Origin of the sequence: Gloeotrichia echinulata CP02 (assembly GCA_038087035.1) — a bacterium.
In the GTDB taxonomy this organism is placed as follows: domain Bacteria; phylum Cyanobacteriota; class Cyanobacteriia; order Cyanobacteriales; family Nostocaceae; genus Gloeotrichia; species Gloeotrichia echinulata.
In genome coordinates this window covers 4,009,857-4,033,774 of record CP051187.1, presented here as the reverse complement: position 1 = coordinate 4,033,774, position 23,918 = coordinate 4,009,857, and the positions used below count along the sequence as shown (strand labels likewise).

Here is a 23,918-nt window from a genome sequence, read left to right as displayed (position 1 = left end):
ATTAACTATGGCTTTAACTCAAAATTATAAATTAAATGTGATCCAATGGTATCCAGGTCACATCGCCAAAGCGGAAAAAAATCTCAAAGAACAGCTTAAACGTGTAGATGTGGTCTTAGAGGTACGAGACGTACGCATTCCTTTAGCGACACACCATCCCCAAATCGAGGAGTGGGTAGGAAGCAAGACGCGACTATTGGTAATGAACCGAGTAGATATGATTTCGCCCCAAGTGCGATCGCTATGGATAGACTGGTTCAGAGATCAAGGAGAAACCCCCTATTTTACCAATGCTCAACATGGTCAAGGTGTGGTAGCAGTCGCCAAAGCAGCCCAAGCAGCGGGAACTGAACTGAATCAAAGAAGACGCGATCGCGGGATGTTACCCCGTCCAGTCCGCGCTGTTGTCATTGGTTTCCCGAATGTTGGTAAATCAGCCTTGATTAACCGTCTGTTGGGAAAACGAGTCGTAGAAAGTGCAGCACGTCCTGGGGTAACTCGTCAACTGCGTTGGGTGCGAATTTCTGACCATTTGGAATTGCTAGACGCGCCTGGTGTCATCCCTCTGAAGTTAGAGAATCAAGAAGCCGCCTTAAAATTAGCCATTTGTGATGATATTGGCGAAGCATCTTATGATAATCAGCTCGTAGCCGCAGAACTAGTTGATTTATTCAATTATCTCCAAGATACTGCTAGTGATGTCTTCCCCCAAAAAGTATTATCCTCACGCTATGAACTCGACTCCTCATCCCACACAGGAGAAGCATATTTGCATCTTCTGGCACAGCATCGCTACAATGGCGATGTCGAACGAGCCGCTAGACATCTGTTAACTGATTATCGCAAGGGACTGTTGGGGGCGCTACCTTTGGAATTACCATATGGTGCTGCACCACACAAGTTTTAAAGGGTTGTTCGTAGTCGAGCTTTAGCGCTCTTGATTGTCGGAGCGCTCTTAGCGGAGCTTTCCCTTAGCATAGCACAATCTACCTCTTGCATAAATCAAACCAAACAACCCCACCTTACTTCGTTGAAGGTGGGGACTTCCGTGATTCCGTTAAAAGTAGTTGCGTTTGAGCGCTCTTGATTGTCGAGAGCGCTTTAGCGCAACTACGAGCTTGAACGCTCATGAAGATTTAAATTAGGCAAAAAATATTAGTATATAATATCACAACATCAGGTGGCGAATTTTGATGAAAAGCTCCTGATCTTAGTAAAATAGATGCTTCCGTCACCTCAAAATGTAATTTATTCGTCATATTAAATACATATGGTTGTCTTGTCGGAATGTGCCTAACAGTGTCATAAAAGAAGAGGTCACGGATTAACCCTTGGCGTATCCCTTACCTTTACAGATGCATTTACCCCCAGATTTCAGGATGGATTTTTCAGACTCATGACTGAACTCAAACTACGCCTACAAGAGGGAGATAGGGAAACAACAGTTTCAGTGGAGCAAAATGTCTTCACTATTGGGCGATTGCCAGAATGTGACTTATACTTACCTTTTGGGGGCGTTTCCCGTAATCATGCGCGACTTGTGAAACAGCCTAATGAAGTGTGGATGATTGAGGATCTGGGTAGTAAAAATGGGACGCAAGTAAATCAACGTCTGATTACCTCTGCCCAAAAGTTGTATCATGGTGACGTTGTTTGGTTGGGTAATGTCAGCTTAGTGGTGGTATTATCAACTCCTGTTCCACAGATGAAAGTTAAACCAAATGCGGAAACAGCTCCACAAAAAACCATTCTTCATAATGTTAAACAACTGCAACAGCAATGGATCGATGCTGATAGCGAGGATAGCATCAACAATAAGAAAGACAAAACCATTGCTCGACTCAAAGATTTAGTAGATATAGCCAAAAATCTCTCTGCAGCTACATCCATAGAAGAAATTTTCGTGCAGGTTCAAGAAGTCGTTTTCCGTTACCTTAATAGTATTGATCGCTTGGCCTTATTAATTGATGTCGAGGGATCTGGTACCCTAGAATTAATGAATGCAGCCGCGAGAAATGTTTCCGAACAACAATCTCTTGTAGTTGATGACGATTGGATTAGCCATAGTATTTGTCAAAAGGTATTTGAGGAAAAAGTTGTTATTCAAACCGCTGATACCCAGAAAGATGAACGGTTTTCTGGAGAACATAGTATTTTAGTGAAGGGAATTCGCAGTGCGATGGCGGTACCTTTATGGGATGAAAGTAAAGTAGTCGGCGTTCTCTACGCTGATGCTTATCTTTCTTCTTACCATTGGGAAAATGAAGGTGAGGAAGAACTCAGCTTTTTTTCAGCTTTAGCCAATCTTGTAGCTTCGAGTGTCCAACGTTGGTTATTGGTAGAGAAACTCAAAACTGAAGCTGTGATTCGTCAAAGACTAGAACGCTATCATTCTCCAGGGGTAGTACAGCAGTTAATATCTTTACGTAGATTACCAGATGGTCGTTTACCCCCTGCAGAAAGTGAAATCAGCATTTTGTTTGCCGATTTGGTGGGGTTTACAGCAATTTCCGAACGCTTAACACCAACGGCGATCGCCGAGTTACTCAATCATTTATTTGAAGAAATGTTACAAGAAGTGTTTGCCTGGGGTGGCACCTTAGATAAATATATTGGTGATTGTATCATGGCATTTTTCGGCGCTCCCGAACTCCAACCAGATCATGCTGACCGCGCAGTCGCTGCTGCTAAGGGTATGCTAATTCGTCTAGAACATCTGAATATGAATGGTTTTTGGTGGGAACCTCTACAATTACGCATTGCAATTAACAGTGGTAAGGCGGTTGTCGGCGATGTTGGTAGCTCCCAACGGGTAGACTATACGGCTTTAGGCGCTACCATTAATCTTGCGGCTCGTATGGAAGCAGTTTGTCCCCCTGGTGAATGTGTCATTAGTGAAGTAACTTATAAAATGCTTTCACAACCCTCGGATTTCAAAGAAATGGGTAATTATCGTTTTAAAGGTATTAATCGATTAGTTAAAGTTTATCAAACAACAATGCATCAATAGTCATTGGTCATTTGTCATTTGTCATTGGTCATTTGTCATTTGTCATTACTCATTACTCATTACTCATTACTCATTACTCATTACTCATTACTCATTACTCATTACTCATTACTCATTACTCATTACTCATTACTCATTACTCATTACTCATTACTCATTACTCATTACTCATTACTCATTACTCATTACTCATTACTCATTACTCATTACTCATTACTCATTACTCATTACTCATTACTCATTACTCATTACTCATTACTCATTACTCATTACTCATTACTGATTACTCATTACTCATTACTGATTACTCATTACTCATTACTCATTACTCATTACTCATTACTCATTACTCATTACTCATTACTCATTACTCATTACTCATTACTCATTACTCATTACTCATTACTCATTACTCATTACTCATTACTCATTACTCATTACTCATTACTCATTACTCATTACTCATTACTCATTACTCATTACTCATTACTCATTACTCATTACTCTTTGTCATTTGTCATTTGTCAGTAGGGGCGCAAGGCCTTGCGCCCCGAAGAGAGTCTGTGGTGATTGCGTGAAAAAGCCATAGCATAAATACGGAGAAAAGAATATGGCAGTTCCATAAATAATAGCATAAATACGTAGAAGATTGGATATTTTATCTGAAAAAATTGGGAAAGTTTCATAATAAACAAACAATTGTTTTTTTCAAGATTAGAATTTGGATGGTGGCTTCCACAATTAATCTGTGTAACACTAGGAAGCTACTTCAAGCTATTTTTTGAACGGGAGGTTAGGTAATGGCTATTGCTACCATTAATCCCGCTACTGGGGAGACGCTGAAAACTTTTGAACCGTTAAATGATGCAGAAATTGCCGCTAAACTTGATCAGGCTGGTCAGGCTTACCTACAGTACCGCCAGACTAGTTTTTTGGAGCGATCGCAGTGGATGCAAAGGGCTGCGGACATTTTAGAGCAAGAGAAAGCCGAATTTGCTTACTTAATGACTCTGGAAATGGGTAAGCCTTACAAAGCGGCGATCGCCGAAGTTGAAAAATGTGCCTTTGTCTGTCGCTACTACGCTGAACAAGCCCAGGAATTTCTGGCTGATGTTCACGTAAAAACTGATGCTAGTCATAGTTTTGTCCGCTACCAGCCATTAGGTGCAATTCTCGCAGTCATGCCGTGGAATTTCCCTTTTTGGCAAGTGTTCCGCTTTGCTGCACCTGCACTGATGGCGGGAAACGTAGGTATACTTAAACACGCTTCAAATGTGCCACAGTGTGCTTTGGCAATTGAAGATATTATGCAACGGGCTGGTTTTGCTGAAGGTGTGTTTCAAACTTTCTTAATCGGTGCTGCGAAAGTAGCCAATATCATCGCTGATGACCGTGTGAAAGCTGCTACCTTAACCGGGAGTGAACCCGCAGGTGCATCATTAGCCGCATCTGCAGGAAAACAATTGAAAAAAACCGTCTTAGAATTAGGCGGAAGCGACCCGTTTATTGTGTTAGAAAGTGCTGATATAGAGACAGCAGTTGTCATAGCCACTACAGCGCGGATGTTGAATAGCGGACAATCTTGTATAGCAGCAAAACGCTTTATCGTCGTCGAGGCGATCGCCGATCAATTTGAAAAGCTGTTGTTAGATAAATTCCTGGCTTTGAAAGTTGGCGACCCCATGCACGAAGACACCGACTTAGGACCACTAGCAACTCCTGGTATTCTCCAGGATTTAGACAAACAAGTGCAAGCCGCTGTGGCTAGCGGTGGTAAAGTCCTCACAGGTGGACATCCTTTATCAGATCGTCCCGGTAACTTTTATCCACCGACGATTATCACTGATGTCCCCCAAAATAGTCCTATCGCCCAAGAAGAATTTTTTGGACCAGTAGCCTTGATATTCCGCGTTCCTGATATCGATGGGGCGATTAAACTAGCCAATGATACACCCTTTGGCCTAGGTGCTAGCGCCTGGACAACAAACGACCAAGAACGCGATCGCTTAATTACAGAAATCGAAGCAGGTGCCGTGTTTATTAACGCTATGGTAAAATCCGACACCCGCTTACCCTTTGGCGGAATTAAGCGTTCTGGATATGGCAGAGAATTGAGTATCCAAGGTATACATGAGTTTGTCAATGTTAAAACTGTGTGGGTTAAGTAATTAGTCATTGGGGATTGGGGATTGGTCATTGGGGATTGGTTATTAGTCATTGGACAAATGACAAATGACAAATGACAAATGACAAATGACTAATGACAAATAACAAAGGACAAAAGACAAAAGACAAAGGACAAAGGACAAAATTGAGGAAATCAAATGAATACTGCAGAACTTTTGGTACAGTGTTTAGAAAATGAAGGTGTACAATATGTTTTTGGACTTCCTGGTGAAGAAAATTTACACGTTTTAGAAGCGCTGAAAAATTCTTCTATTCAATTTATTACTACCCGTCACGAACAAGGTGCAGCCTTCATGGCTGATGTTTACGGACGCCTGACAGGAAAAGCCGGAGTGTGTCTTTCGACTCTAGGACCTGGGGCGACAAATTTGATGACTGGGGTCGCAGATGCTAACCTAGATGGTGCGCCTTTGGTAGCGATTACCGGACAAGTGGGAACAGATAGAATGCACATCGAATCCCATCAATATTTGGATTTGGTGGCAATGTTTGCTCCCGTAACCAAGTGGAATAAACAGATTGTTCGCCCAAGTATTACACCAGAACTTGTGCGGAAAGCATTTAAGGTAGCACAAACTGAAAAACCGGGAGCAGTGCATATAGATTTACCAGAAAATATTGCTGCAATGCCGGTAGAAGGCAAACCATTGCATAAGGATAATATCCAAAAAACCTATGCTTCTTTTGCTAGTATTCGGGCAGCAGCAGCAGCAATTTCTCAAGCAGTTAACCCGTTAATTTTAGTTGGAAATGGCGCAATTCGCGCTCTAGCTAGTGATGCGGTGACACAATTTGCCACCCAAATGAATATTCCCGTTGCCAATACTTTTATGGGCAAAGGCGTTATTCCCTATACTCATCATTTAGCTTTGTGGTCAGTGGGATTGCAGCAGAGAGATTTCATTACCTGTGGCTTTGATAACACCGATTTAGTAATTGCCATCGGCTATGATTTAATTGAATTTTCCCCCAAAAAATGGAATCCCGATGGCAAGATTCCCATTGTGCATATTGCTGCTAATCATGCGGAAATTGATAGTAGTTATATCTCCCAAGTTGAAGTGGTCGGCGATATTTCTGATTCTCTCAATGAAATCTTAAAGTTAGCAGACAGACAAAGCAAACCATCACCCTACGCTATTAGCTTGCGGGGCGAAATTAGAGCCGATTATGAAGAACACGCCCATGATGATGGTTATCCCATCAAACCACAAAAGTTAATTTATGACTTGCGTCAAGTGATGGGGCCAGATGATATCGTCATCTCTGATGTTGGCGCACATAAAATGTGGATAGCCCGCCATTATCACTGTCATAGCCCCAATACTTGCATTATTTCCAATGGCTTCGCGGCTATGGGTATTGCGATTCCTGGTGCTTTAGCAGCAAAACTCGTTCATCCTCATCGCAAAATTGTAGCCGCAACTGGCGACGGCGGTTTTATGATGAATTGCCAAGAATTAGAAACAGCTTTGCGTGTTGGTACTCCCTTTGTCACCTTAATTTTTAATGATGGTGGTTATGGGTTAATTGAGTGGAAACAAGAAAATCAATTTGGTCAAGGAAACTCATCTTTTGTGCATTTTGGCAATCCTGATTTTGTTAAATTAGCTGAAAGTATGGGCTTAAAAGGCTATCGAGTTGAATCTGCTACTGATTTAATTCCCATACTTAAAGAAGCCCTGGCACAAGATGTACCTGCAGTCATTGATTGTCCTGTAGACTATCGCGAAAACCGCCGCTTTACCAAAAAAGCCGGTGAGTTAAATTGCGCGGTCTAGGGATAACACCCATTTTATCGGCTATGTGAGGACGATTGTTGGTTCGGGGCGCAAGGCTTTGCGCCCCTACAAATTATGCAACAACGCCAAAAACGCTTATTTTTCCCTGCGGTGAGCGCTTAAACCTACTATTCGCCATTGGTATCCTTGTAGGGGCGCAAGGCCTTGCGCCCCTACAGATTATACAACGACGCCAAAAACGCTTATTTTTCCCTGCGGTGAGCGGTTAAATCTACTATTCGCCATTGGTATCCTTGTAGGGGCGCAAGGCCTTGCGCCCCAATCCCCAATCCCCAATCCCCTACTTCCCAAACCGAGTTTCTAAATCATCCGCGAGGGAAACACCACGACGAGATTTAATCTGTAACCTTGTCCCATCCTGAGAAATTTCATAGCTTAACGGCGCCGTTGCAGATATTTGCGTTTCCCCGTCCTCAACTAAAGACTGAGGTGGATATTGGCTCATAATCGCATTCAGTGCTTCTATCCGCTGGGGTATAGATGGATGGTTGGTATCATATTCAAATCCAGGGGTTTTCGCTAGCAACTGAAGAACTCTGAGACAGCCTTCTGGTTCAAAACCTGCTTTAACAGAGGCTACATAAGCTATTTCTTGTGCTTCGACTTCCTTTGCGAGACGTTGCTCTAACTCTTGTGTTTTTTTCGCTACAATTTCGTTGATGCGTTTCTGGGATGCTGCCAGGCGATCGCGATTTTGTTTCTCAATAGCAGATCCTACCATATCCCCTGCAAACGCTGTCTGGGCACCATTCGCCATGACATCCCCAACTGCAAACACAACCGCCTGTGTATTAGATTTTTACAGACACATGGGGTCTGCAAGGTACCCCAAAAATCTAAAATCCAAAACTTGTACTGAGCGTTCGCGCAGCGTCCCGCTCTTAAGTCGTTGGCGTAGCCTCTGTCTACGACACGCACTCGCGTTCGTAGAGAAGTATCCAAAATCTAAAATTCGGAGGGTCAAAGTGTCCCCTCCTCGCTTGCGGGGAGGGGTTGGGGGTGGGGTGTTATTATTCACGTTTCCGCTTCTAATGCCCTTGCAGCCTCATCTAACCTATCATTGGCATCTTTTGCCAATTTCAGCCACGAAGCTGTCACAGTACCATAAATCCCGCCGCCTGCAGCTGTCACAGTACCAGCGGAGATATTGCCGGCAAATAGGAGCATAATACCCGCAAAACCTGCGATCGCACTAATGCTTGTCAGCACAAAAGCCAGATTAAATGCTGTCTTGGCTTGACGACGCCGTTCTTTATAAATGCTTTGACGTTCCTGATACATCAGCGCCGGAAAGATAGTGCCATTATTAGTGACTGTGGGTTGTGGTGTTTGGATTTTATTCATAATTGTCGGTTTTTGGTGTGTGTAGTCGAGTGTATAACCCACATTGGCTGCATTTGGCTGAGAAATAGCTGAATACTAGCTGACTAATCGCCGAAAAAGGCTCTAGGGACTGGGGACTGGGGACTGGGGACTGCACTTCGGCTCCGCTCAGTGACTGGGGACTGGGGACTGGGGACTGCACTTCGGCTCCGCTCAGTGACCAGGGACTGGGGACTGGGGACTGCACTTCGGCTCCGCTCAGTGACCAGGGACTGGGGACACTTCGGCAAGCTCAGTGCATCGCTGGGGACACTTCGGCAAGCTCAGTGCATCGCTGGGGACACTTCGGCAAGCTCAGTGCATCGCTGGGGACACTTCGGCAAGCTCAGTGCATCGCTGGGGACACTTCGGCAAGCTCAGTGCATCGCTGGGGACTGAGGAAGATGGGGAGAATAATAACTCCTAACTCCTAACTCCTAACTCATTACTCATTACTCATTACTCATTACTCATTACTCCTAATTCATCACTCCTAACTCCTAACTCCTAACTCCTAACTCATTACTCATTACTCATTACTCCTAACTCCCAATCCCCAATCCCCAATCCCCAATCCCAGTAATGACGCGATCGCTGCGAGTTGCCCCAGAGTATATTAGAAGAGTCCGGTTGGCTCTCCAGGTAAAGGGCTATGGGACACAGGAATCTTTAGCAATCTCTGCTGCACTGGCTTTATCCACCGTGAAAAACTTCCTCAGTGGTAAAGCTGTCAGTTACGGGAATTTTGTCGAACTGTGCAAAAAGTTGGGGTTAGACTGGGAAGCGATCGCCTATCAAGAACCAGAAACTCAACCACCGTCTCTGGCTACAATTAACCAGACGCCCTTCATCACTGGACTACCTATTACCCATCCCCGTTACTTTTTCGGACGAGAGAAGGAACTTAAACGGCTATTCGACTTATTAAAACGCCATCCCCTGCAAAACGCCGCCATTCTCGGTAAAAAACGCAGTGGTAAAACTTCATTGTTGCACTATCTCAAAAATATTACTACTACTCCAGTAGCAGAGTTGCGCCCAGGACAAAAGTCAGATTGGCTACCGCATCCCAGCAATTATCAATGGATATTCGTAGACTTCCAAGACTCGCGAATGGGGAAAAAACAGCGCCTACTACAGCATATTTTAGAAGGACTGGGGATGAAAGTACCCTCACCTTGTGACTTGGATAACTTTATGGATGTAGTCAGTAATCAGTTGCGATCGCCTACTGTTATATTACTCGATGAGATTGGTGCTGGTTTACAACGCTGTCGAGAATTAGACGATAGGTTTTGGGATAGTTTGCGGTCTTTAGCAACTAATCATACTAGAGGAAATCTGGCATTTATCTTAGCCAGCCCAGAATCACCAATGGAATTAGCGCGTAATACCGGGCATAGTTCACCGTTTTTCAATATCTTTGGATATACCACAACTTTAGGGGCTATGACTGAAAAAGAAGCGCGGGAATTGATAGCCAGTTCACCAATTACCTTCGCTTCTCCCGATGTCGAGTGGATTTTGATACAAAGTCGCCGCTTACCTCTGTTAGTGGAAATTCTCTGTAGAGAACGATTATTTAGTTTAGAAGATGGGGAAATTGGCGACAATTGGCGCGAAGAAGCGTTACAACAAATACAAGTCTTTGCTCACTTATTTTGACACGCTTGAGATTGCTCATCGGCGGCGAAACCACTGCAAAATATTCAGTTCGCCGCGCATTTTCTTTAAATCCTGACGGTTTTGTTCAGCCGTTTTGTAATACCATTCACAATATAGTTGAAATTCCGAACGTGTCTGAACTTCTTGGTAAAACTGATGGGTTGTTTCATAACTGGCAAATGTTTCCTCAGTTTCGGGTGGAGTTGATGGAATAATATATGGTAAATCTTTAGACATTACTTATAACTCCAAACTCATAACTCCTAACTCATAACTCCTAACTCATTACTCCTAACTCATTACTCCTAACTCATTACTCCAAACTCATTACTCCAAACTCATTACTCCAAACTCATTACTCCTAACTCATTACTCCTAACTCATTACTCCTAACTCATTACTCCTAACTCATTACTCCTAACTCATTACTCCTAACTCATTACTCCTAACTCATTACTCCTAACTCATTACTCATTACTCATTACTCATTACTCCTAACTCATTACTCATTACTCCTAACCATATTAAAGCCAACCGCGCAAGCTATAGACAAAAAGACCAACGTACTCTTTTAACGCCCTAGTAAATTTGTGTAAATCGTCTGTCTCAGGTAACAAATTCAAAATAGCGCCTTTGGGAGTGCTGGTCATTTCTTCCATGTTCCCCTGAGTGACGAGAAAATCGGTAGGTGCAGGAATCGCCTGAATTCCTTGACGCTGGAAAATTTTGGATGCTCGCGGCATATGCATTGCGGAAGTCACTAATAATACATTGCGAATTTGCCGAGATTCCAGAATTTTACGGACATTGACAGCATTTTGATAGGTATTGAGTGAGTCTGGTTCCTGGACTATTGCTCTAGATGGTATACCAATAGAGGTGAGAACGGTTGCCATATCTGCTGACTCTGGGGAACCAGTGCCACGCCAATTGATGCGACCACCACTGAGAATAATTATAGGAGCTTTTTGCTGACGATAGAGTTGAGCGGCGTAAATGACGCGATCGCCTTCTTCGCTTAAATCGACCGTTGGACGGGGCCAAGTTGGTGATTTAGTTCCACCACCCAACACCACAATCGCGTCTGCATTGGGTAATTGAGCGGGGGGAATATTTTGCCATTCTAGCGATCGCACCAGTAAATTAGAAACCCAGCCATTACTACTCAATAACAACAAAGTTAACGCCAAGGCGATCGCACCTGCAGCAATTCGGGGTCTTTTCCACAACATCACCAACGCCACTATTAAACTCACACAGGCTAGTCCCAGGGGATAAAAAAATAGTGGTAGCAACTTGGAGAGATATAAAAACATATTGGGGGATGGGGAATGGGGACACTTCGGCAAGCTCAGTGCATCGCTGGGGACACTTCGGCAAGCTCAGTGCATCGCTGGGGACACTTCGGCAAGCTCAGTGCATCGCTGGGGACTGAGGAAGATGGGGAGAATAATAACTCCTAACTCATTACTCATTACTCATTACTCATTACTCATTACTCCTAACTCCTAACTCCTAACTCCTAACTCCTAACTCCTAACTCCCAATACCCAATCCCCCAATTTTACCTTTCCCAAAACTTGAAATTAAAACTTCCAGTAGGGCGCCGAAAACGACGGGTGGGTTTTCTGCTTTGCTGTTTGGTGACTCTCCCTCTGGGCTGTTCAGCGTCGTCAGTTTCTGACTCTTGAACTTGTAATTGAGTTCTCGTCTCTTCTTTGCTTCCCCACCAAGCAATAATCCAGCCACCGCCTAAACCAGCTATTCCCCCCAACAAGATACTTATGTGTGGTGGATAGCGTAACAAGGTAAAGCCTAGTAAAAAAAATAACCAATATTTCAGCCCTGCATCAATCCCATCAGAGGAGGCTACAGATTGGGGTTGGGGGTTATTTTTACTGGCTGTTGTCACCCAACCTAAGGTGAAACCACCGATGATACCCAAGACGATGCTCAGGGGTAATGGAGTCCCTGTTATCGTCAAGATGAGTACTATAAATATCCCGAATATCACTTGCGAAACCAAGTTTGGAGAAATATTATTTGCCATGAGATAAAGCTATTGGCGAATTACTGTTTCTAATTGTGCCTGTTGCGATTGCGTTGTATCCAAAATTTTAACGTAGGGTTTTTCCGCGTCGGTAAAGGGTTCGGCTTGGACAAGTTGTGAAGCCAATAAATCGGCGGTTGCGTCAGCAATATCACCAGTACGCTTAACCAAACGTTCTTGCAAAACTTCTACTGGTGCTGTGCAATGGATGATTTGCAGGGGTATTTGGTGTTTTTCGGCTTGGGCGATCGCCTCTTGGCGCAACTTTTGTTTATCATATTTGGCATCTAAAATTACAGAGAACCCTTGATTAGCCAGTATAATCCCCAATGCCAACAGCCGAGCATAGGTTTTTTGGGTCATTTCGGGTGTATATACATCATCTCCACCCCGTTCTAATAGAGGAATTCCGGCTAAATGTTTCCGTACTGCATCTGAGCGAATTTGAATTGCTCCCAGTTGTCGAGCTAAATACCTGGCTGTTGTACTCTTACCAGAACCGGACAACCCTGACATCAAAATTATTTGCCCTTGTTTGGGTTTAGTATACTCCCACGCCTGATGATAATATTCAGCGGCTGTTTTGCTCGCCTCTGCTTTTACTTCTGCTGATACACCAGGATCATCCAACAAAAATGAAGTCACCTTGGCGCGGACATAAGCCTGACGGCTCAAATACAAAGGTAGCACCTGCAAACCTTCCCAGTCTCCAGTTTGCTCGACATAGGCATTCAAAAACGCATTAGCCAAGTCTTTACGTTGTCTGGCTTCTACATCCATCACCGTGAATGCTACATCGTACATGACATCAACAAAGCGAAATGGCTCGTTGAACTCGATGCAGTCAAACAGCATAGTTTTATTTTGCCACAGAGCAATATTTCTCAGGTGTAAATCTCCGTGACACTCGCGAATGTAGTGATTTTGAATTCTACTCGCAAATACTTCTGGATGTGCGACAAAAAAGTTATCTGTATATTGCTTTGTTTCCTCAAACTGGGTCTGTGTCTGGGGACCACCGATGTATTTCTTGGTTTGCTGGTAATTTTCGTCAATCGACCCCCGTACTTGTGGGATTTCGCCAAAACTCCTGATATAATCATTAGTCTCGGTTTTAGCATGGTATTGAGCTACTACCCTTCCCAACTCTTCTAGCTCTGTCTGATTTAACTTACCATCTTCAAATAGTGCGCTAAACAGCGCTGCTTGGGGAAACTGAACTAACTTCAGCGCGTATTCTACAGGCTCTCCTGTTCCCCCTAGATGGTATTCTTCTCCTACCAGAGTCACAGGTAATACTTCTAAATAAAGTTCGGCTGCTCCCCGTTGATTCAATCGTAACTCTTCCTGAGCAAAATGCTGACGCTTTTCTAAGGTGGAAAAGTCCAAAAAGCCAAAGTTTACTGGTTTTTTCAGCTTATAGGCGTAATCCCCAGTCAGGAGAACATAGGAAATATGGGTTTGAATCAGTTGAATCGGTTCTGTTACCGCATGGGGATAAAATCCAGGCTGCAACATTTGTTGAATTAAGGCGGGAATTGTCATTTTTGTCATTTGTCCTTTGTCCTTTGTCATTTGTCCTTTGTCCTTTGTCCTTGACTAATGACCAATGACTAATGACCAATAACAAATGACCAATAACGCTGATAGCATAACAAAAAACCAGGGTTTAACCCTGGTTTAATCAGCAATTATCACAAACTTTTAGTCACAAGCAAAGCAAAATACTTGCCTTGATTATCCTTTAGTGGAGGCGAAAAAGCTGAGGTGGTAAGTGTAGCCTTTTGCTGGATGATTCTGAACTTCGCGGATCACTGTTGTACCAGTCCACTCAATCTCAGGAATGTTGAGTACAACTTCTGTCTTGTTCACGGTAGCTTGTTTGAGCAGGCGCTCAACGACTTTGGCGTCAACTACTAGGGAAATTGATTCGGTACCGTTGTGACCGTACAAATTTGCAGGTATTAACCCAGAACGGCGCAAAGCCTTGGGTTTGCTACCTTCTGGACGTTTTTGAGATTCGACTGTAATCGCCATAAAAGTTGTTAGTTGTTAGTTGTTAGTTGTCCTTTGTCCTTTGTCATTAATGACCAATGACCAATGACAGATTTTAAGCACTCAATAAAGTAACGGGTGTACCGTCAGCTTTTAACAAAGCGCGTTTGGGACCGTGGATCGGGTCTTCTACAATGATGGTTTGATCGCGACTGGCTCCTAATGATACAATCGCAATGGGGACTTCCATTAATTCTGCCAAGAATTTCAGATAGTCCAGTGCTTGCGGTGGCAAGTCTTCCAGGGTACGACAGTCACTTGTGGGTACTTGCCAGCCTGGTAAAGTTTTGTAAATGGGACGACACCGGGCGAACTGACGGGAACTGGTGGGGAAGTGTTCGCAGCGTTCACCATCTATATCATAGGCAACACAAACGTTGATTTCGGCTAATTCGTCGAGGACATCGAGTTTGGTGATTGCGAGACAATCCATACCGTTAATGCGAACGGCGTAACGACCGATGACCGCATCAAACCAGCCGCAGCGTCGCTTTCTACCAGTAGTTGTGCCAAATTCGGCGCCGCGATCGCCTAAAAAGTCTCCCATTTCTCCCTCAAGTTCGGTGGGAAATGGTCCTTCGCCGACTCGTGTTGTATAAGCCTTTGAGACACCAATTACCCGATCAATCATTGTCGGTCCTAACCCTGTACCAACGCAAGCCCCCCCCGCTACGGGATTTGAGGATGTGACGTAGGGATAAGTACCATGATCTAAATCTAGCAGTGTGCCTTGTGCGCCTTCAAACAAAATATTTCGTCGCCGCTGAATGGCATCATATATTTTCAGCGAACTATCGACGACGTAAGGTCGTAACCGTTCTGCATACCCCAGATACTCTTCAATTACCTTTTCTGGGTCTAGAGGTGGCAAGTTATACAGTTTTTCTAACAGGACGTTTTTATAATTGATCGTCCATTCCAACTGCTCACGCAACCCCTGCTCGTCCATCAAGTCTAAAACTCTGATCCCTGTACGCTCAGATTTGTCAGCATAGGTGGGGCCAATGCCTCTACCAGTGGTACCAATTTTATGGCTTCCTCGCCGCTCTTCTGATGCCTTGTCAATTAGTCTATGGTAAGGCATCGTGACGTGGGCTGTCTCAGAAATCAGCAATTTCCCAGTTGAAATATTTAATTGTTCTAGTTGGTCGAGTTCTTCGATTAAAACCTGTGGATCAATGACTGTACCAGAGGCAATAATGCAATCGGTATCTGGATATAAAATACCAGAGGGAATCAAATGCAGCTTAAAGGTTTGACCCTTGACTACAATTGTGTGTCCAGCATTGACACCCCCTTGGTAACGGACAACTACGTCTGCGGAGCGGCTGAGTAAATCTGTTATTTTACCTTTTCCTTCATCGCCCCACTGGGCACCTATGACAATGACGTTAGCCAAAGCGTTTATTTTATAGAGGTAAAGTTTTCACAAAGGATAATTATCAACATATTTTGCGATTCATGTCAAGACCATTTGACAACTTAATTACAAATTTTTCCTTAAACCTCTTGCATAAACTACTCTGGGGGCACAATAATAATCGTAGGGTGCGTGACGCAGCGATAAATATTGTACGTAGTTACAAGACTTGTGGCGTCACGCACCATTGTTTAAATGTGACACCTAAGTAAGTCCTGGAGTAGTTTGAAATCGCGGGACTAGTAGTCTGTCAATTTTGTTTTGAGGGATTTTTGGTAGTGTGAGCGTCTCGCTCACGCGGGCAAGATGCCCGCACTACAGTCCATCATTTTTATCTTGACAGAGTACTAGGGAAGGGTGGGTCGCGACGCAATCGCCAAGGCTAATTTTTTGCCATAAGTGCGTAAGTCTCCTATCTTGCAGCACTTTGGTCATACATGAGTTTAATCACTAAGTGAACAGAGCCGACACTGACTTACAGTCCCTGTCTCATAGCTTAAGTCCTCTATAAGAGGACTGAAACCCATATTGATTTTATGTAAAATAAATTACATTATTTTGTCGATTCACAGTTTATGCGTAAAGGTGCAAGATGTGAAAAGTCCTAAACCTGCACAAAAAATATAACAGTTGCGTAGGTCGTAATTTTAAAACCATAGCTTTGATCAGATTTTATGCTCCAGTTAACCTGTTATTAAATGTTCTCAAAATTCTCAGCAATCTTGGATAGTGCTTTTATAGGTTTATGATCGGGTGTAATTGCCGATGTTGCCGAATTTTGGGAACTTTTAAAGTACTGTACATTTCAAAATAGATATCACATATACTGTATTACCCGTGCTGCCATAATGGTTGACTTTTGCCCGGTATTTGATTTTAAATTTCTAATTCTCACAAATTAGGGACATCTGCAGCACAAAGAGCGATCGCATGATGAAATGGTCTGTTATTCAAAAGCTAAGAGCAGTATTTATTCTGGCATTAGCAATTTTATTTACTAATGCTGTAGTCTCCTATAGCAACACCATACAGGTGATTAACAATCAGCAATTGGTGACATATTCGCAAGCAATACTTACTCAAGTAGAAACGATTATTCTCACACTCAAAGATGTGGAAATTGCCCAGCGTAGCTATTTGCTTGATGCAGATGCTCAGGCTCTCACAGCTTATATTGATGGGCGGCAAAAAACTGAGAAAAGTCTCGCAAGTTTGCAAAAGTTAGCTCACGATAACGCTACACAGCAGCAGTGGAATACTCTACTTGAGCAGAAAATTACTGAGAGGCTAAATATCCTAGAAACAGAAGTTTCGGTACATCAACACCAAGGATTTGCAGCGGCTCGAAAGTTAGTTCTGTCACATAAAGACAAGACCATTAGCAATGATATCCAACAGCTAATTTATGAGCGATTAGAGGTAGAGAAAGATATATTACAGGGACAATTTCAGCAGTCCCAAGCTAGTTCCCAAAAGACAATCGCTTCATTTTTCCTCGCCACTTTTGTCGATTTGATGCTGATTTATGTGCTTTATCACTTGCTGTGGCGTTACATTACCCGACTTCAACAAACGGAATTAGCCTTACGCCAAAGTGAGAATCGTTTACGAGCAATTATCGATGCAGAACCGGAATGCATCAAGTTAATTGCTAGGGATGGTACTCTTCTAGAAATTAATGCAGCTGGACTGGCCATGATGGAGGTAGAAAGTGCTGATATGGTCATTGGTCAGTCTGTTTATTCGGGAATTGTACCAGAAGATCGCGCCGCCTATGAGGCATTGCATGATCGTGTTTGTCAGGGTAGCAGGGGTACTTTGGAGTTTGAGATTGTGGGATTTCGCGGTACTCGGCGCCGGATGGAAACTCATGCTGTTCCATTACATAACGAATCTGATGGAACTTTTCTCCATTTGGCGGTAACAAGAGATATTACTAAAGGCCGACAAGCAGAACAGAAAATCCGCGAACAAGCGGCGCTGTTGGATGTCACAACCGATGGTATTCTAGTACGAAATATCCATAACCAGATTTTATTCTGGAATAAAGGCGCCCAACGTTTGTACGGCTGGAAGGTTGAGGAAGCTTTGGGTAAGAATGTTGAAGAACTTTTATACAAAAAACCCTCTTCACAGCTACAGGATGCACTGTTCACCGTCGTTAATACAGGGGAGTGGCGGGGTGAGTTGCATCATTTGACAAAAGATGGTAAGGAAATTATTGTTGAAAGTCGCTGGACATTGGTACGGGATGACAATGGACAACCAAGATTTATCTTGAGTGTGAATACAGAAATTACCCAGAAAAAACAACTCGAAGCACAACTTTTGCGATCGCAACGTTTGGAGAGTATTGGTACTCTCGCCGGTGGGATTGCTCATGACCTCAACAATGTTCTGGCTCCTATTTTAATGTCTGTTGAGCTATTGCAAATGAAATTGCGTGACCCACAAAGTCAGCGACTGCTACAAACTCTCGAAAATAATGTTAAACGCGGCGCTAATTTACTCAAACAAGTGTTGTCCTTTGCACGCGGTATCGAAGGTAAGCGGACAATAATCCAAGTTAGGGATTTAATACAAGAAATTGAGCAAATTATCAATCAAACATTTCCCAAATCGATCATCTGCGATATTGATGTACCAGAAAATCTCTGGTATATCTATGGGAATACCACCCAACTGCATCAAGTGTTGATGAATCTAGTAGTCAACGCCCGTGATGCGATGCCCAATGGTGGTAGTTTGAAGATCGCAGTGGAAAATCTGGTCATTGATCAAGATTATGCTCAAATGAATATTGATGCCCAAGTGGGTGCTTACATTATTATTTCGGTGATTGACACGGGTACAGGAATATCACCAGAAATTCAAGAGCGTATTTTTGAGCCATTTTTTACCACTAAAGAAGTGGGCAAAGGTTCAGGATTAGGACTTTCTACAGCTTTAGGTATTATTAAAAATCACGTTGGTTTTGTCAATGTCTACAGTCAAGTAGACAAAGGCACAGAATTTAAGGTGTACTTGCCTGCCTCTGTCCATCATACCACAGCTTCCCAGACTTCAGAATTAGAAGCACCATTAGGCGATGGTAAATTGATTTTGGTCGTGGATGATGAAGCTCTAATTCGCGAAATTACCAAATCATCTTTGGAAACATACAATTACCGGGTTTTAACTGCTAGTAATGGCGTGGAAGCGGTTGCTATATATACTCAATATCAAAAGCAAATTAGTGTAGTATTGCTAGATATGATGATGCCAGCGATGGATGGAACAATGGCAATTCGGACATTACAAAAAATCAATCCTCATGTCAAAATTGTTGCTATTAGTGGACTGTTATCAAATCAAAATCTGGCAGAAGTTTCAGGTATGGGAGTCCAAGCTTTTTTAGCCAAACCCTGTACAGCCAAAGAGTTATTGCAGACAATTGGTGCAGTTAATACTCACAATTAAGGGATTGGAGATTGGGGATTGCACTTCTGGTGCGGACGCTACGCGTAGCTTGCTTCCACGTAGTGGTACGGCTCCGCTCTGTTACCAGGGATTGGGGATTGGGGACAAACGCTTATATGTTTGTTACTAACACTTCAACAAAACTTATGAATCAATCGGTGTTAGTAAGTTACGGTTTTTGTCTAATCTCAGCGACTTTAATTCCTGTCGAACTTGGTGGTAAATGGATATATCAATAGGTGACATGACTTGAGAAATATTTTTCCAAATTACAAGCTGATGATTTGTGTCTATATCTTGGATGAGTTGCTCAACATGACGCAAAGAAAATGAGGCAATACAAGTTCCACCAGCGACAATACTTAAGAAGTGATTTTTCATCCAATCCAACTCAGCAGCGATATCTTGATACATTTCCGGTGTTGAGGGTAATGACAAGTTACCGTTAACATATTCTACCAGCCACCAAGCACCAATTTCTGAGGTTAACTGAGTGTAGAAACTGCTGTTATAGCCAACAAAACCCATCTGGGGAATTTCCGGGTGAATTAAATAGCGGTATAACTGAAAGTTACCCTCTTCATTAATCAACATCCGCTGATATTTTTCTGACAGAAAAGGTATTTGTTGACGAAAGCCCGTACCAAAAATAACTACATCTGCTAGTATCTGCTGACCATTTGTCAATTCAAGACCACCAGGAATAAACTTGGCTACGCTCGTTTTGATAGGCTTGATTTTCCCAGCACGTATATAATTAAAGAAGTTTGACGGCGCTATAGTTACACTACATTCAAGCTTATCTATTTGATGATCAGGCATCATCCCGCAACTGTCAAGACCAAATTGTAGGCGTAACACCATCTCTACAGTCCGCCAGAAAAGCCAAACCAGAGGTTTACCAACACTGTGGAGTATTGTTTCTAAGCGTCCCATATGACGGTAGAGAAACCAAGCTTCTGAGAAACGAGTTAATAAAATATATTTCAGGTTGACCACACCCAGAAAAAACCTTGGTATTTTCCACATAGCTTTGCGGAATACCAGGGTACATTCTTTGGCAGTGTTCGCTGCTATAGTAGCAATATCACAGGCCGATTTACTAACACCTACGACAATAACCCGCTTACCCTCAATCATCGAGGTGTCGTTAAACTCTGTAGAATGTAAAACCAACCCTCCAGATGCAGTGAATTCTTCCTTACCAGGTAAAGAGGGAAGTTTGGGGTCACTAAAAGTACCATTGCACACTACTACAAAGTCAAATTCGTGACTTTCTTCTATCTGTTTGGCTGTAACGGTAACTACCCATGTTGCTTGTGCATCATCTTTTCTAGAAACGTTGATCACTTCCGTATCAAACCGGATTTTCTCAATTATACCAAAATGCTTGGCGTAAGACTCCAAGTAATTCCTAATCTGCTCCGCTGAAGGCCAATCTGGATAAGATTTAGGCATGGGATAGTCGGAAAAACAGTAGGTATCACTAGTGTTTTGGCTAGTTAATTCTGGGTAACTGCGGGATTTTTCCCAGACTCCACCCAATCCCAGCTTTTTCTCGAAGACGGTGACATCATAGCCTTCTTCCAGAAAGGTTTTAGCTGTTACCAGACCGCTAATACCGGCGCCAATTACACAAATGTGTCTAATGTGCATATTTTTTGAAGAAGATAAAAATTTTATTTGATACCGAAATCGTTTTCGTGAAGACATAAAAAATGATAACCCAATTTCGACCATTTAGACGTTTAACTGAGTGTTTAGTGCTGGATTTTATCAACGATAAATCGCTGACTACGAAGGGAGCAAGGTTGGATTGGTTGAATATTTAGTAAAATATACAACTCATACAATATGAACAACACGGATAAGTCTATGTATTTTTGACTAACTTTAATGACCGAATGTTGAATTTTTAGCGAATCTTTCTTTCGGTATAGATTTTTTTGCTCAATGTTTTTGTTAAGATTATTAAAATTTACCCATAAAAAAACTACTATGGCTTTATACGCTGAATTGCATCGGCATCTGGGCGGTTCGGTTGTACCACGTGTTTTGTGGCGATATTTTGAAAGACATGGGTCTGATTTAATTTCCCGCTTTAGAGACTATCCAGAATTTGAAGATTTTTACACCCGTCCCCGTAATACCCTAGATGAGTATCTGGAATTGCACACACTAGTGGAAAGTGTGCAAACTGTCGAGACTTTACCTTACTTCATCTATCGCCTGCTACGGGGTGCGTATATATTTGAAAATTTGGCTTATCTGGAACTGCGTTACACCCCGTATTTACGGACACCTGAACATCTGAGTCAATCTCAGAGAATTGATAAGATGGCAGAAATCGTCGAAATTGTCGGAAAAGCTAGCCGTTTGCCAGAATATCCGATTGTGACGAGTCAAATCCTCTGTACACATACGCGCTTACCCTATGAAGTCAATCAGGCGATTGTTGATTTAGCAGCGCAAAACAAAGAGTATGTTTGTGCTATAGATGTAGCTGGGGGTGATAGCCACTACGCCGAGCGCGAAGAAGAATGGATTAAGCTGTATAATCATGCGCGATCGCAGGGTATTAGCACTACCGGACACCTCTATGAAACCACCGTTGGTTGTTTTCCTAAACTTTTACCCTATCTGATGCGGATTGGTCACGGTATCCAAATTCCTCTACTTTATCCTGAGTTACTCCCAGAATTAGCCAAACGCGGACAATGTTTAGAGGTTTGTCCCACAACCTATCTTAAAACTGGAACTTTACAGGATATCCGTCAACTCAAGTTGGTTTTTGACCGTTGTTTTGATGCTGGGGTAGACATCGCCATTTGTACAGATAACGCCGGCTTACACAATGTCCGCCTACCATTTGAGTATGAAAATCTCTTGACCTATGACATAATTAGTTTTGAACAACTGCAAGCTTGTCAAGATGCAGCTTTCCGTCATGCTTTTGCTTGGCCACATAGCGAACGTCCAGCTTCCCTATTGAACGAATTGCTCAAACCTGAACCTGAAAAAGTTTTGGCGATGAGAGTAATCTCCTAGTCAACTATTTGCCAGACTTACATGGACATTTATTGACAAACCGCACCAAAAACCTTGCACGCGTATGGTGCAGACCCTACGCGCTCTCAGGGCTTCCGTCACCAGATATTTCAAGAAAATTTACATAAACCTTCTAGACCCACCTGTACTATTTATGTGATGATTTGAAAAGCTTGCCTAACCAAGTAAATTTGTGTTACTGACTTCTATCAAAACCAAGTTAAAATTGACTGACGACCAGAAAATTCTGATGTCAAAACATGCCGGCATATCCCGATTTACATACAATTGGGGACTCGCCACATGGCAAGCATTGTATCAATCTGGATATCAACCCAATCAGTTGATTTTGAAAAAGTTCTTTAATAATCAACTGCTACCAGTTTTGACTTGGATTAAAGAACCAGGTATTTGTCAAAAAGTCACGGAATTTGCTTTTGATAATTTAGGGAAAGCTTTTAAGAACTTCTTTTCTAAACTTGCAGACTATCCCAAATTTAAAAGAAAAGGCAGAAATGAGAGTTTTACAATTAATGCAGGTGGTAAACCAATAAATATCGGTGGTAAACGCATTAAATTACCAACGATTGGCTGGGTTGCAACTTATGAATCTTTGCCTCATACCACAACCACAAAGTTTACTATATCTCAATCGGCGGGAGATTGGTACATTTCTTGTTCTTATGAAATAGAACAAGAAACTACCAAAAAAGAACATGATTATGTCGGGGTTGATTTAGGGATAAAAACCTTAGCTACCTTATCAACAGGAGTGATATTTGTCAATCCGAAAGCTTTAAAAAGTGCCAGGAAGAAGTTAACAAGATTACAACGTCAACTTACAAGAAAGATCAAAGGGAGTAATCGTTATAAAAAACAAAAGTTGAGAATATCTAAACTGCATCGACGTATTACTAATATACGGAAAGATGCGACTCATAAAGCAACTACATTTATCTGCAAAAACCACGCAGTTGTTGCTTTGGAGGATTTGAATACTTCGGGAATGTTGAAAAATCATAAATTAGCCGGTGCTGTCACTGATGCCAATTTTTATGAATTCCGCAGACAAGTAGAATATAAAGTAATTAGATATGGTGGAACTGTCGTATTTGTAGATAGATTTTACCCATCTAGTAAAACTTGTGCAAATTGTGGAGAAATTCAAGAAATTAGTCTATCACAGCGGGTTTACGAATGTAAAAAATGTCAGCATACTTCAGACCGAGATTTAAACGCATCTAAAAATCTCGAAAAATATGCACGTCAGGCTAAAGCGTGTCTGGACGTTAAGGGATAGCCGCTCCCATGCTCCCGTTGAAACGTCAAGTAATGTCTGGATTTGTCCAGATTTTATGTAGCAGATTAATAACTGTAGGGGCGCAATACTTAAGTCCCCGACCCCAACAAAAAAAACGCAGATGCACACCAAACTTGCACAGATAAATTATCTGTGTTCATCTGCGTCCATCTGCGCTGAAAAACCTCACATTCTAATTTTGGATAGAAGTCAAAAAACCTTAAGCGTCAACGCCTTCGGTAGCACCACCAACTGTTTTCCAGGCCAAAAGACCACCTTGAATTCCAGCTACAGCAGTAAACCCAGCATTTCGTAGAGTTTGGGCTGCTGTGGCTGTTTGTGCATCACTGTCGCCATAAACATAAATTTGGCGTTCTGTATGCAAAGAAGATTTGGCTCGTTGTACTAATTCATCGAATGGGATTTGGATTGCACCACTGATACGCCCGTGATTGTAGGTGTGGCGATCGCGCACATCAACAATTGTAAAACCTGGTTGACCCCATTCCAAACGGAACTTTAGATCATGTGCATCCGCTATTAAATTGGTACTCATCAGC

General features: G+C 42.6%; 21 protein-coding genes. 11 read left to right on the top strand and 10 right to left on the bottom strand.

The window, feature by feature from the left end; translation table 11 throughout:
• Positions 1 to 7: 7 nt before the first annotated feature.
• The 5 genes from ylqF (at position 8) to HEQ19_17730 (ending at position 6,978) form a co-directional block, all read left to right on the top strand.
• Positions 8 to 907, top strand: a complete 900-nt coding sequence (gene ylqF, locus HEQ19_17750; GenBank protein WYM01058.1) for a ribosome biogenesis GTPase YlqF — start codon at positions 8 to 10, stop codon at positions 905 to 907.
• Positions 908 to 1,396: 489 nt separating this feature from the next.
• Positions 1,397 to 3,010, top strand: a complete 1,614-nt coding sequence (locus HEQ19_17745; GenBank protein ID WYM01057.1) for an adenylate/guanylate cyclase domain-containing protein — start codon at positions 1,397 to 1,399, stop codon at positions 3,008 to 3,010.
• A gap of 3 nt (positions 3,011 to 3,013) precedes the next feature.
• The gene (locus HEQ19_17740; protein WYM01056.2) at positions 3,014 to 3,541 is read left to right on the top strand and encodes a hypothetical protein; all 528 of its coding nucleotides are present in this window, start codon (positions 3,014 to 3,016) and stop codon (positions 3,539 to 3,541) included.
• Between the two features lie 269 nt (positions 3,542 to 3,810).
• A complete protein-coding gene (locus tag HEQ19_17735) occupies positions 3,811 to 5,178 on the top strand; it encodes an NAD-dependent succinate-semialdehyde dehydrogenase (GenBank protein WYM01055.1) in 1,368 nt (455 codons plus the stop codon).
• 156 nt (positions 5,179 to 5,334) lie between these two features.
• Complete coding sequence (locus HEQ19_17730) at positions 5,335 to 6,978, top strand: acetolactate synthase large subunit (GenBank protein WYM01054.1); 1,644 nt, start codon at positions 5,335 to 5,337, stop codon at positions 6,976 to 6,978.
• 301 nt (positions 6,979 to 7,279) lie between these two features.
• Here the strand turns inward: HEQ19_17730 and HEQ19_17725 are convergent, their stop codons facing one another.
• Entirely contained in the window at positions 7,280 to 7,756 is a 477-nt protein-coding gene (locus HEQ19_17725; protein WYM01053.1) for a hypothetical protein, read from the bottom strand.
• A 257-nt stretch (positions 7,757 to 8,013) separates the two neighbouring features.
• Positions 8,014 to 8,343 carry a hypothetical protein gene (locus HEQ19_17720; GenBank protein ID WYM03481.2) on the bottom strand — a complete coding sequence of 110 codons (330 nt, stop codon included), beginning with the start codon at positions 8,341 to 8,343 and terminating at the stop codon, positions 8,014 to 8,016.
• 150 nt (positions 8,344 to 8,493) lie between these two features.
• Between HEQ19_17720 and HEQ19_17715 the strand changes: the two genes are divergently transcribed.
• Positions 8,494 to 8,760, top strand: a complete 267-nt coding sequence (locus tag HEQ19_17715) for a hypothetical protein (protein ID WYM01052.1) — start codon at positions 8,494 to 8,496, stop codon at positions 8,758 to 8,760.
• Between the two features lie 183 nt (positions 8,761 to 8,943).
• Positions 8,944 to 10,026: an ATP-binding protein gene (locus HEQ19_17710; GenBank protein WYM01051.1), complete on the top strand. Its 1,083-nt coding sequence runs from the start codon at positions 8,944 to 8,946 to the stop codon at positions 10,024 to 10,026.
• A gap of 15 nt (positions 10,027 to 10,041) precedes the next feature.
• Here the strand turns inward: HEQ19_17710 and HEQ19_17705 are convergent, their stop codons facing one another.
• Positions 10,042 to 10,263 carry a hypothetical protein gene (locus HEQ19_17705; GenBank protein WYM01050.1) on the bottom strand — a complete coding sequence of 74 codons (222 nt, stop codon included), beginning with the start codon at positions 10,261 to 10,263 and terminating at the stop codon, positions 10,042 to 10,044.
• Positions 10,264 to 10,550: 287 nt separating this feature from the next.
• Complete coding sequence (locus HEQ19_17700; protein ID WYM01049.1) at positions 10,551 to 11,342, bottom strand: YdcF family protein; 792 nt, start codon at positions 11,340 to 11,342, stop codon at positions 10,551 to 10,553.
• 15 nt (positions 11,343 to 11,357) lie between these two features.
• On the opposite strand from HEQ19_17700, the gene HEQ19_31150 reads away from it, so the two are divergent.
• The gene (locus HEQ19_31150) at positions 11,358 to 11,489 is read left to right on the top strand and encodes a hypothetical protein (protein ID WZI66950.1); all 132 of its coding nucleotides are present in this window, start codon (positions 11,358 to 11,360) and stop codon (positions 11,487 to 11,489) included.
• Between the two features lie 101 nt (positions 11,490 to 11,590).
• Here HEQ19_31150 and HEQ19_17695 read toward each other — a convergent pair whose 3' ends face one another.
• The 4 genes from HEQ19_17695 to HEQ19_17680 form a co-directional block, all read right to left on the bottom strand.
• The gene (locus tag HEQ19_17695) at positions 11,591 to 12,076 is read right to left on the bottom strand and encodes a hypothetical protein (protein WYM01048.1); all 486 of its coding nucleotides are present in this window, start codon (positions 12,074 to 12,076) and stop codon (positions 11,591 to 11,593) included.
• Positions 12,077 to 12,085: 9 nt separating this feature from the next.
• A complete protein-coding gene (locus HEQ19_17690) occupies positions 12,086 to 13,630 on the bottom strand; it encodes an AAA family ATPase (protein ID WYM03480.1) in 1,545 nt (514 codons plus the stop codon).
• Positions 13,631 to 13,813: 183 nt separating this feature from the next.
• Positions 13,814 to 14,113: a 50S ribosomal protein L25 gene (rplY, locus tag HEQ19_17685; protein ID WYM01047.1), complete on the bottom strand. Its 300-nt coding sequence runs from the start codon at positions 14,111 to 14,113 to the stop codon at positions 13,814 to 13,816.
• Between the two features lie 73 nt (positions 14,114 to 14,186).
• Positions 14,187 to 15,530: an adenylosuccinate synthase gene (locus tag HEQ19_17680; protein ID WYM01046.1), complete on the bottom strand. Its 1,344-nt coding sequence runs from the start codon at positions 15,528 to 15,530 to the stop codon at positions 14,187 to 14,189.
• A 951-nt stretch (positions 15,531 to 16,481) separates the two neighbouring features.
• Here HEQ19_17680 and HEQ19_17675 point away from each other — a divergent pair.
• Positions 16,482 to 19,010, top strand: coding sequence for a PAS domain S-box protein (locus HEQ19_17675; protein ID WYM03479.2), 2,529 nt, complete (start codon positions 16,482 to 16,484; stop codon positions 19,008 to 19,010).
• A 144-nt stretch (positions 19,011 to 19,154) separates the two neighbouring features.
• On the opposite strand, the gene HEQ19_17670 is transcribed toward HEQ19_17675, so the two are convergent.
• Positions 19,155 to 20,666, bottom strand: coding sequence for an NAD(P)-binding domain-containing protein (locus tag HEQ19_17670; protein ID WYM01045.1), 1,512 nt, complete (start codon positions 20,664 to 20,666; stop codon positions 19,155 to 19,157).
• A 342-nt stretch (positions 20,667 to 21,008) separates the two neighbouring features.
• Here HEQ19_17670 and HEQ19_17665 point away from each other — a divergent pair, with 342 nt between their 5' ends.
• Complete coding sequence (locus HEQ19_17665) at positions 21,009 to 22,058, top strand: adenosine deaminase (GenBank protein ID WYM01044.1); 1,050 nt, start codon at positions 21,009 to 21,011, stop codon at positions 22,056 to 22,058.
• A 193-nt stretch (positions 22,059 to 22,251) separates the two neighbouring features.
• Positions 22,252 to 23,358, top strand: coding sequence for an RNA-guided endonuclease TnpB family protein (locus HEQ19_17660; protein WYM01043.1), 1,107 nt, complete (start codon positions 22,252 to 22,254; stop codon positions 23,356 to 23,358).
• 220 nt (positions 23,359 to 23,578) lie between these two features.
• Here HEQ19_17660 and HEQ19_17655 read toward each other — a convergent pair whose 3' ends face one another.
• Positions 23,579 to 23,914, bottom strand: a complete 336-nt coding sequence (locus tag HEQ19_17655) for a rhodanese-like domain-containing protein (GenBank protein ID WYM01042.1) — start codon at positions 23,912 to 23,914, stop codon at positions 23,579 to 23,581.
• Between the last annotated feature and the right edge of the window lie 4 nt (positions 23,915 to 23,918).

What these genes read in the sequence shown, in the direction of transcription:
- ylqF (WYM01058.1), top strand. Translation starts at nt 8, where the DNA reads ATGGCTTTAACTCAAAATTATAAATTAAATGTGATCCAATGGTATCCA.
- HEQ19_17745 (WYM01057.1), top strand. Translation starts at nt 1,397, where the DNA reads ATGACTGAACTCAAACTACGCCTACAAGAGGGAGATAGGGAAACAACA.
- HEQ19_17700 (WYM01049.1), bottom strand. Translation starts at nt 11,342, where the DNA reads ATGTTTTTATATCTCTCCAAGTTGCTACCACTATTTTTTTATCCCCTG.
- HEQ19_17735 (WYM01055.1), top strand. Translation starts at nt 3,811, where the DNA reads ATGGCTATTGCTACCATTAATCCCGCTACTGGGGAGACGCTGAAAACT.
- HEQ19_17670 (WYM01045.1), bottom strand. Translation starts at nt 20,666, where the DNA reads ATGCACATTAGACACATTTGTGTAATTGGCGCCGGTATTAGCGGTCTG.
- HEQ19_17665 (WYM01044.1), top strand. Translation starts at nt 21,009, where the DNA reads ATGGCTTTATACGCTGAATTGCATCGGCATCTGGGCGGTTCGGTTGTA.
- HEQ19_17730 (WYM01054.1), top strand. Translation starts at nt 5,335, where the DNA reads ATGAATACTGCAGAACTTTTGGTACAGTGTTTAGAAAATGAAGGTGTA.
- HEQ19_17690 (WYM03480.1), bottom strand. Translation starts at nt 13,630, where the DNA reads ATGACAAAAATGACAATTCCCGCCTTAATTCAACAAATGTTGCAGCCT.
- HEQ19_17710 (WYM01051.1), top strand. Translation starts at nt 8,944, where the DNA reads ATGACGCGATCGCTGCGAGTTGCCCCAGAGTATATTAGAAGAGTCCGG.
- HEQ19_17695 (WYM01048.1), bottom strand. Translation starts at nt 12,076, where the DNA reads ATGGCAAATAATATTTCTCCAAACTTGGTTTCGCAAGTGATATTCGGG.
- HEQ19_17705 (WYM01050.1), bottom strand. Translation starts at nt 10,263, where the DNA reads ATGTCTAAAGATTTACCATATATTATTCCATCAACTCCACCCGAAACT.
- HEQ19_17720 (WYM03481.2), bottom strand. Translation starts at nt 8,343, where the DNA reads ATGAATAAAATCCAAACACCACAACCCACAGTCACTAATAATGGCACT.
- HEQ19_17725 (WYM01053.1), bottom strand. Translation starts at nt 7,756, where the DNA reads ATGGCGAATGGTGCCCAGACAGCGTTTGCAGGGGATATGGTAGGATCT.
- HEQ19_31150 (WZI66950.1), top strand. Translation starts at nt 11,358, where the DNA reads ATGGGGACACTTCGGCAAGCTCAGTGCATCGCTGGGGACACTTCGGCA.
- HEQ19_17655 (WYM01042.1), bottom strand. Translation starts at nt 23,914, where the DNA reads ATGAGTACCAATTTAATAGCGGATGCACATGATCTAAAGTTCCGTTTG.
- rplY (WYM01047.1), bottom strand. Translation starts at nt 14,113, where the DNA reads ATGGCGATTACAGTCGAATCTCAAAAACGTCCAGAAGGTAGCAAACCC.
- HEQ19_17675 (WYM03479.2), top strand. Translation starts at nt 16,482, where the DNA reads ATGATGAAATGGTCTGTTATTCAAAAGCTAAGAGCAGTATTTATTCTG.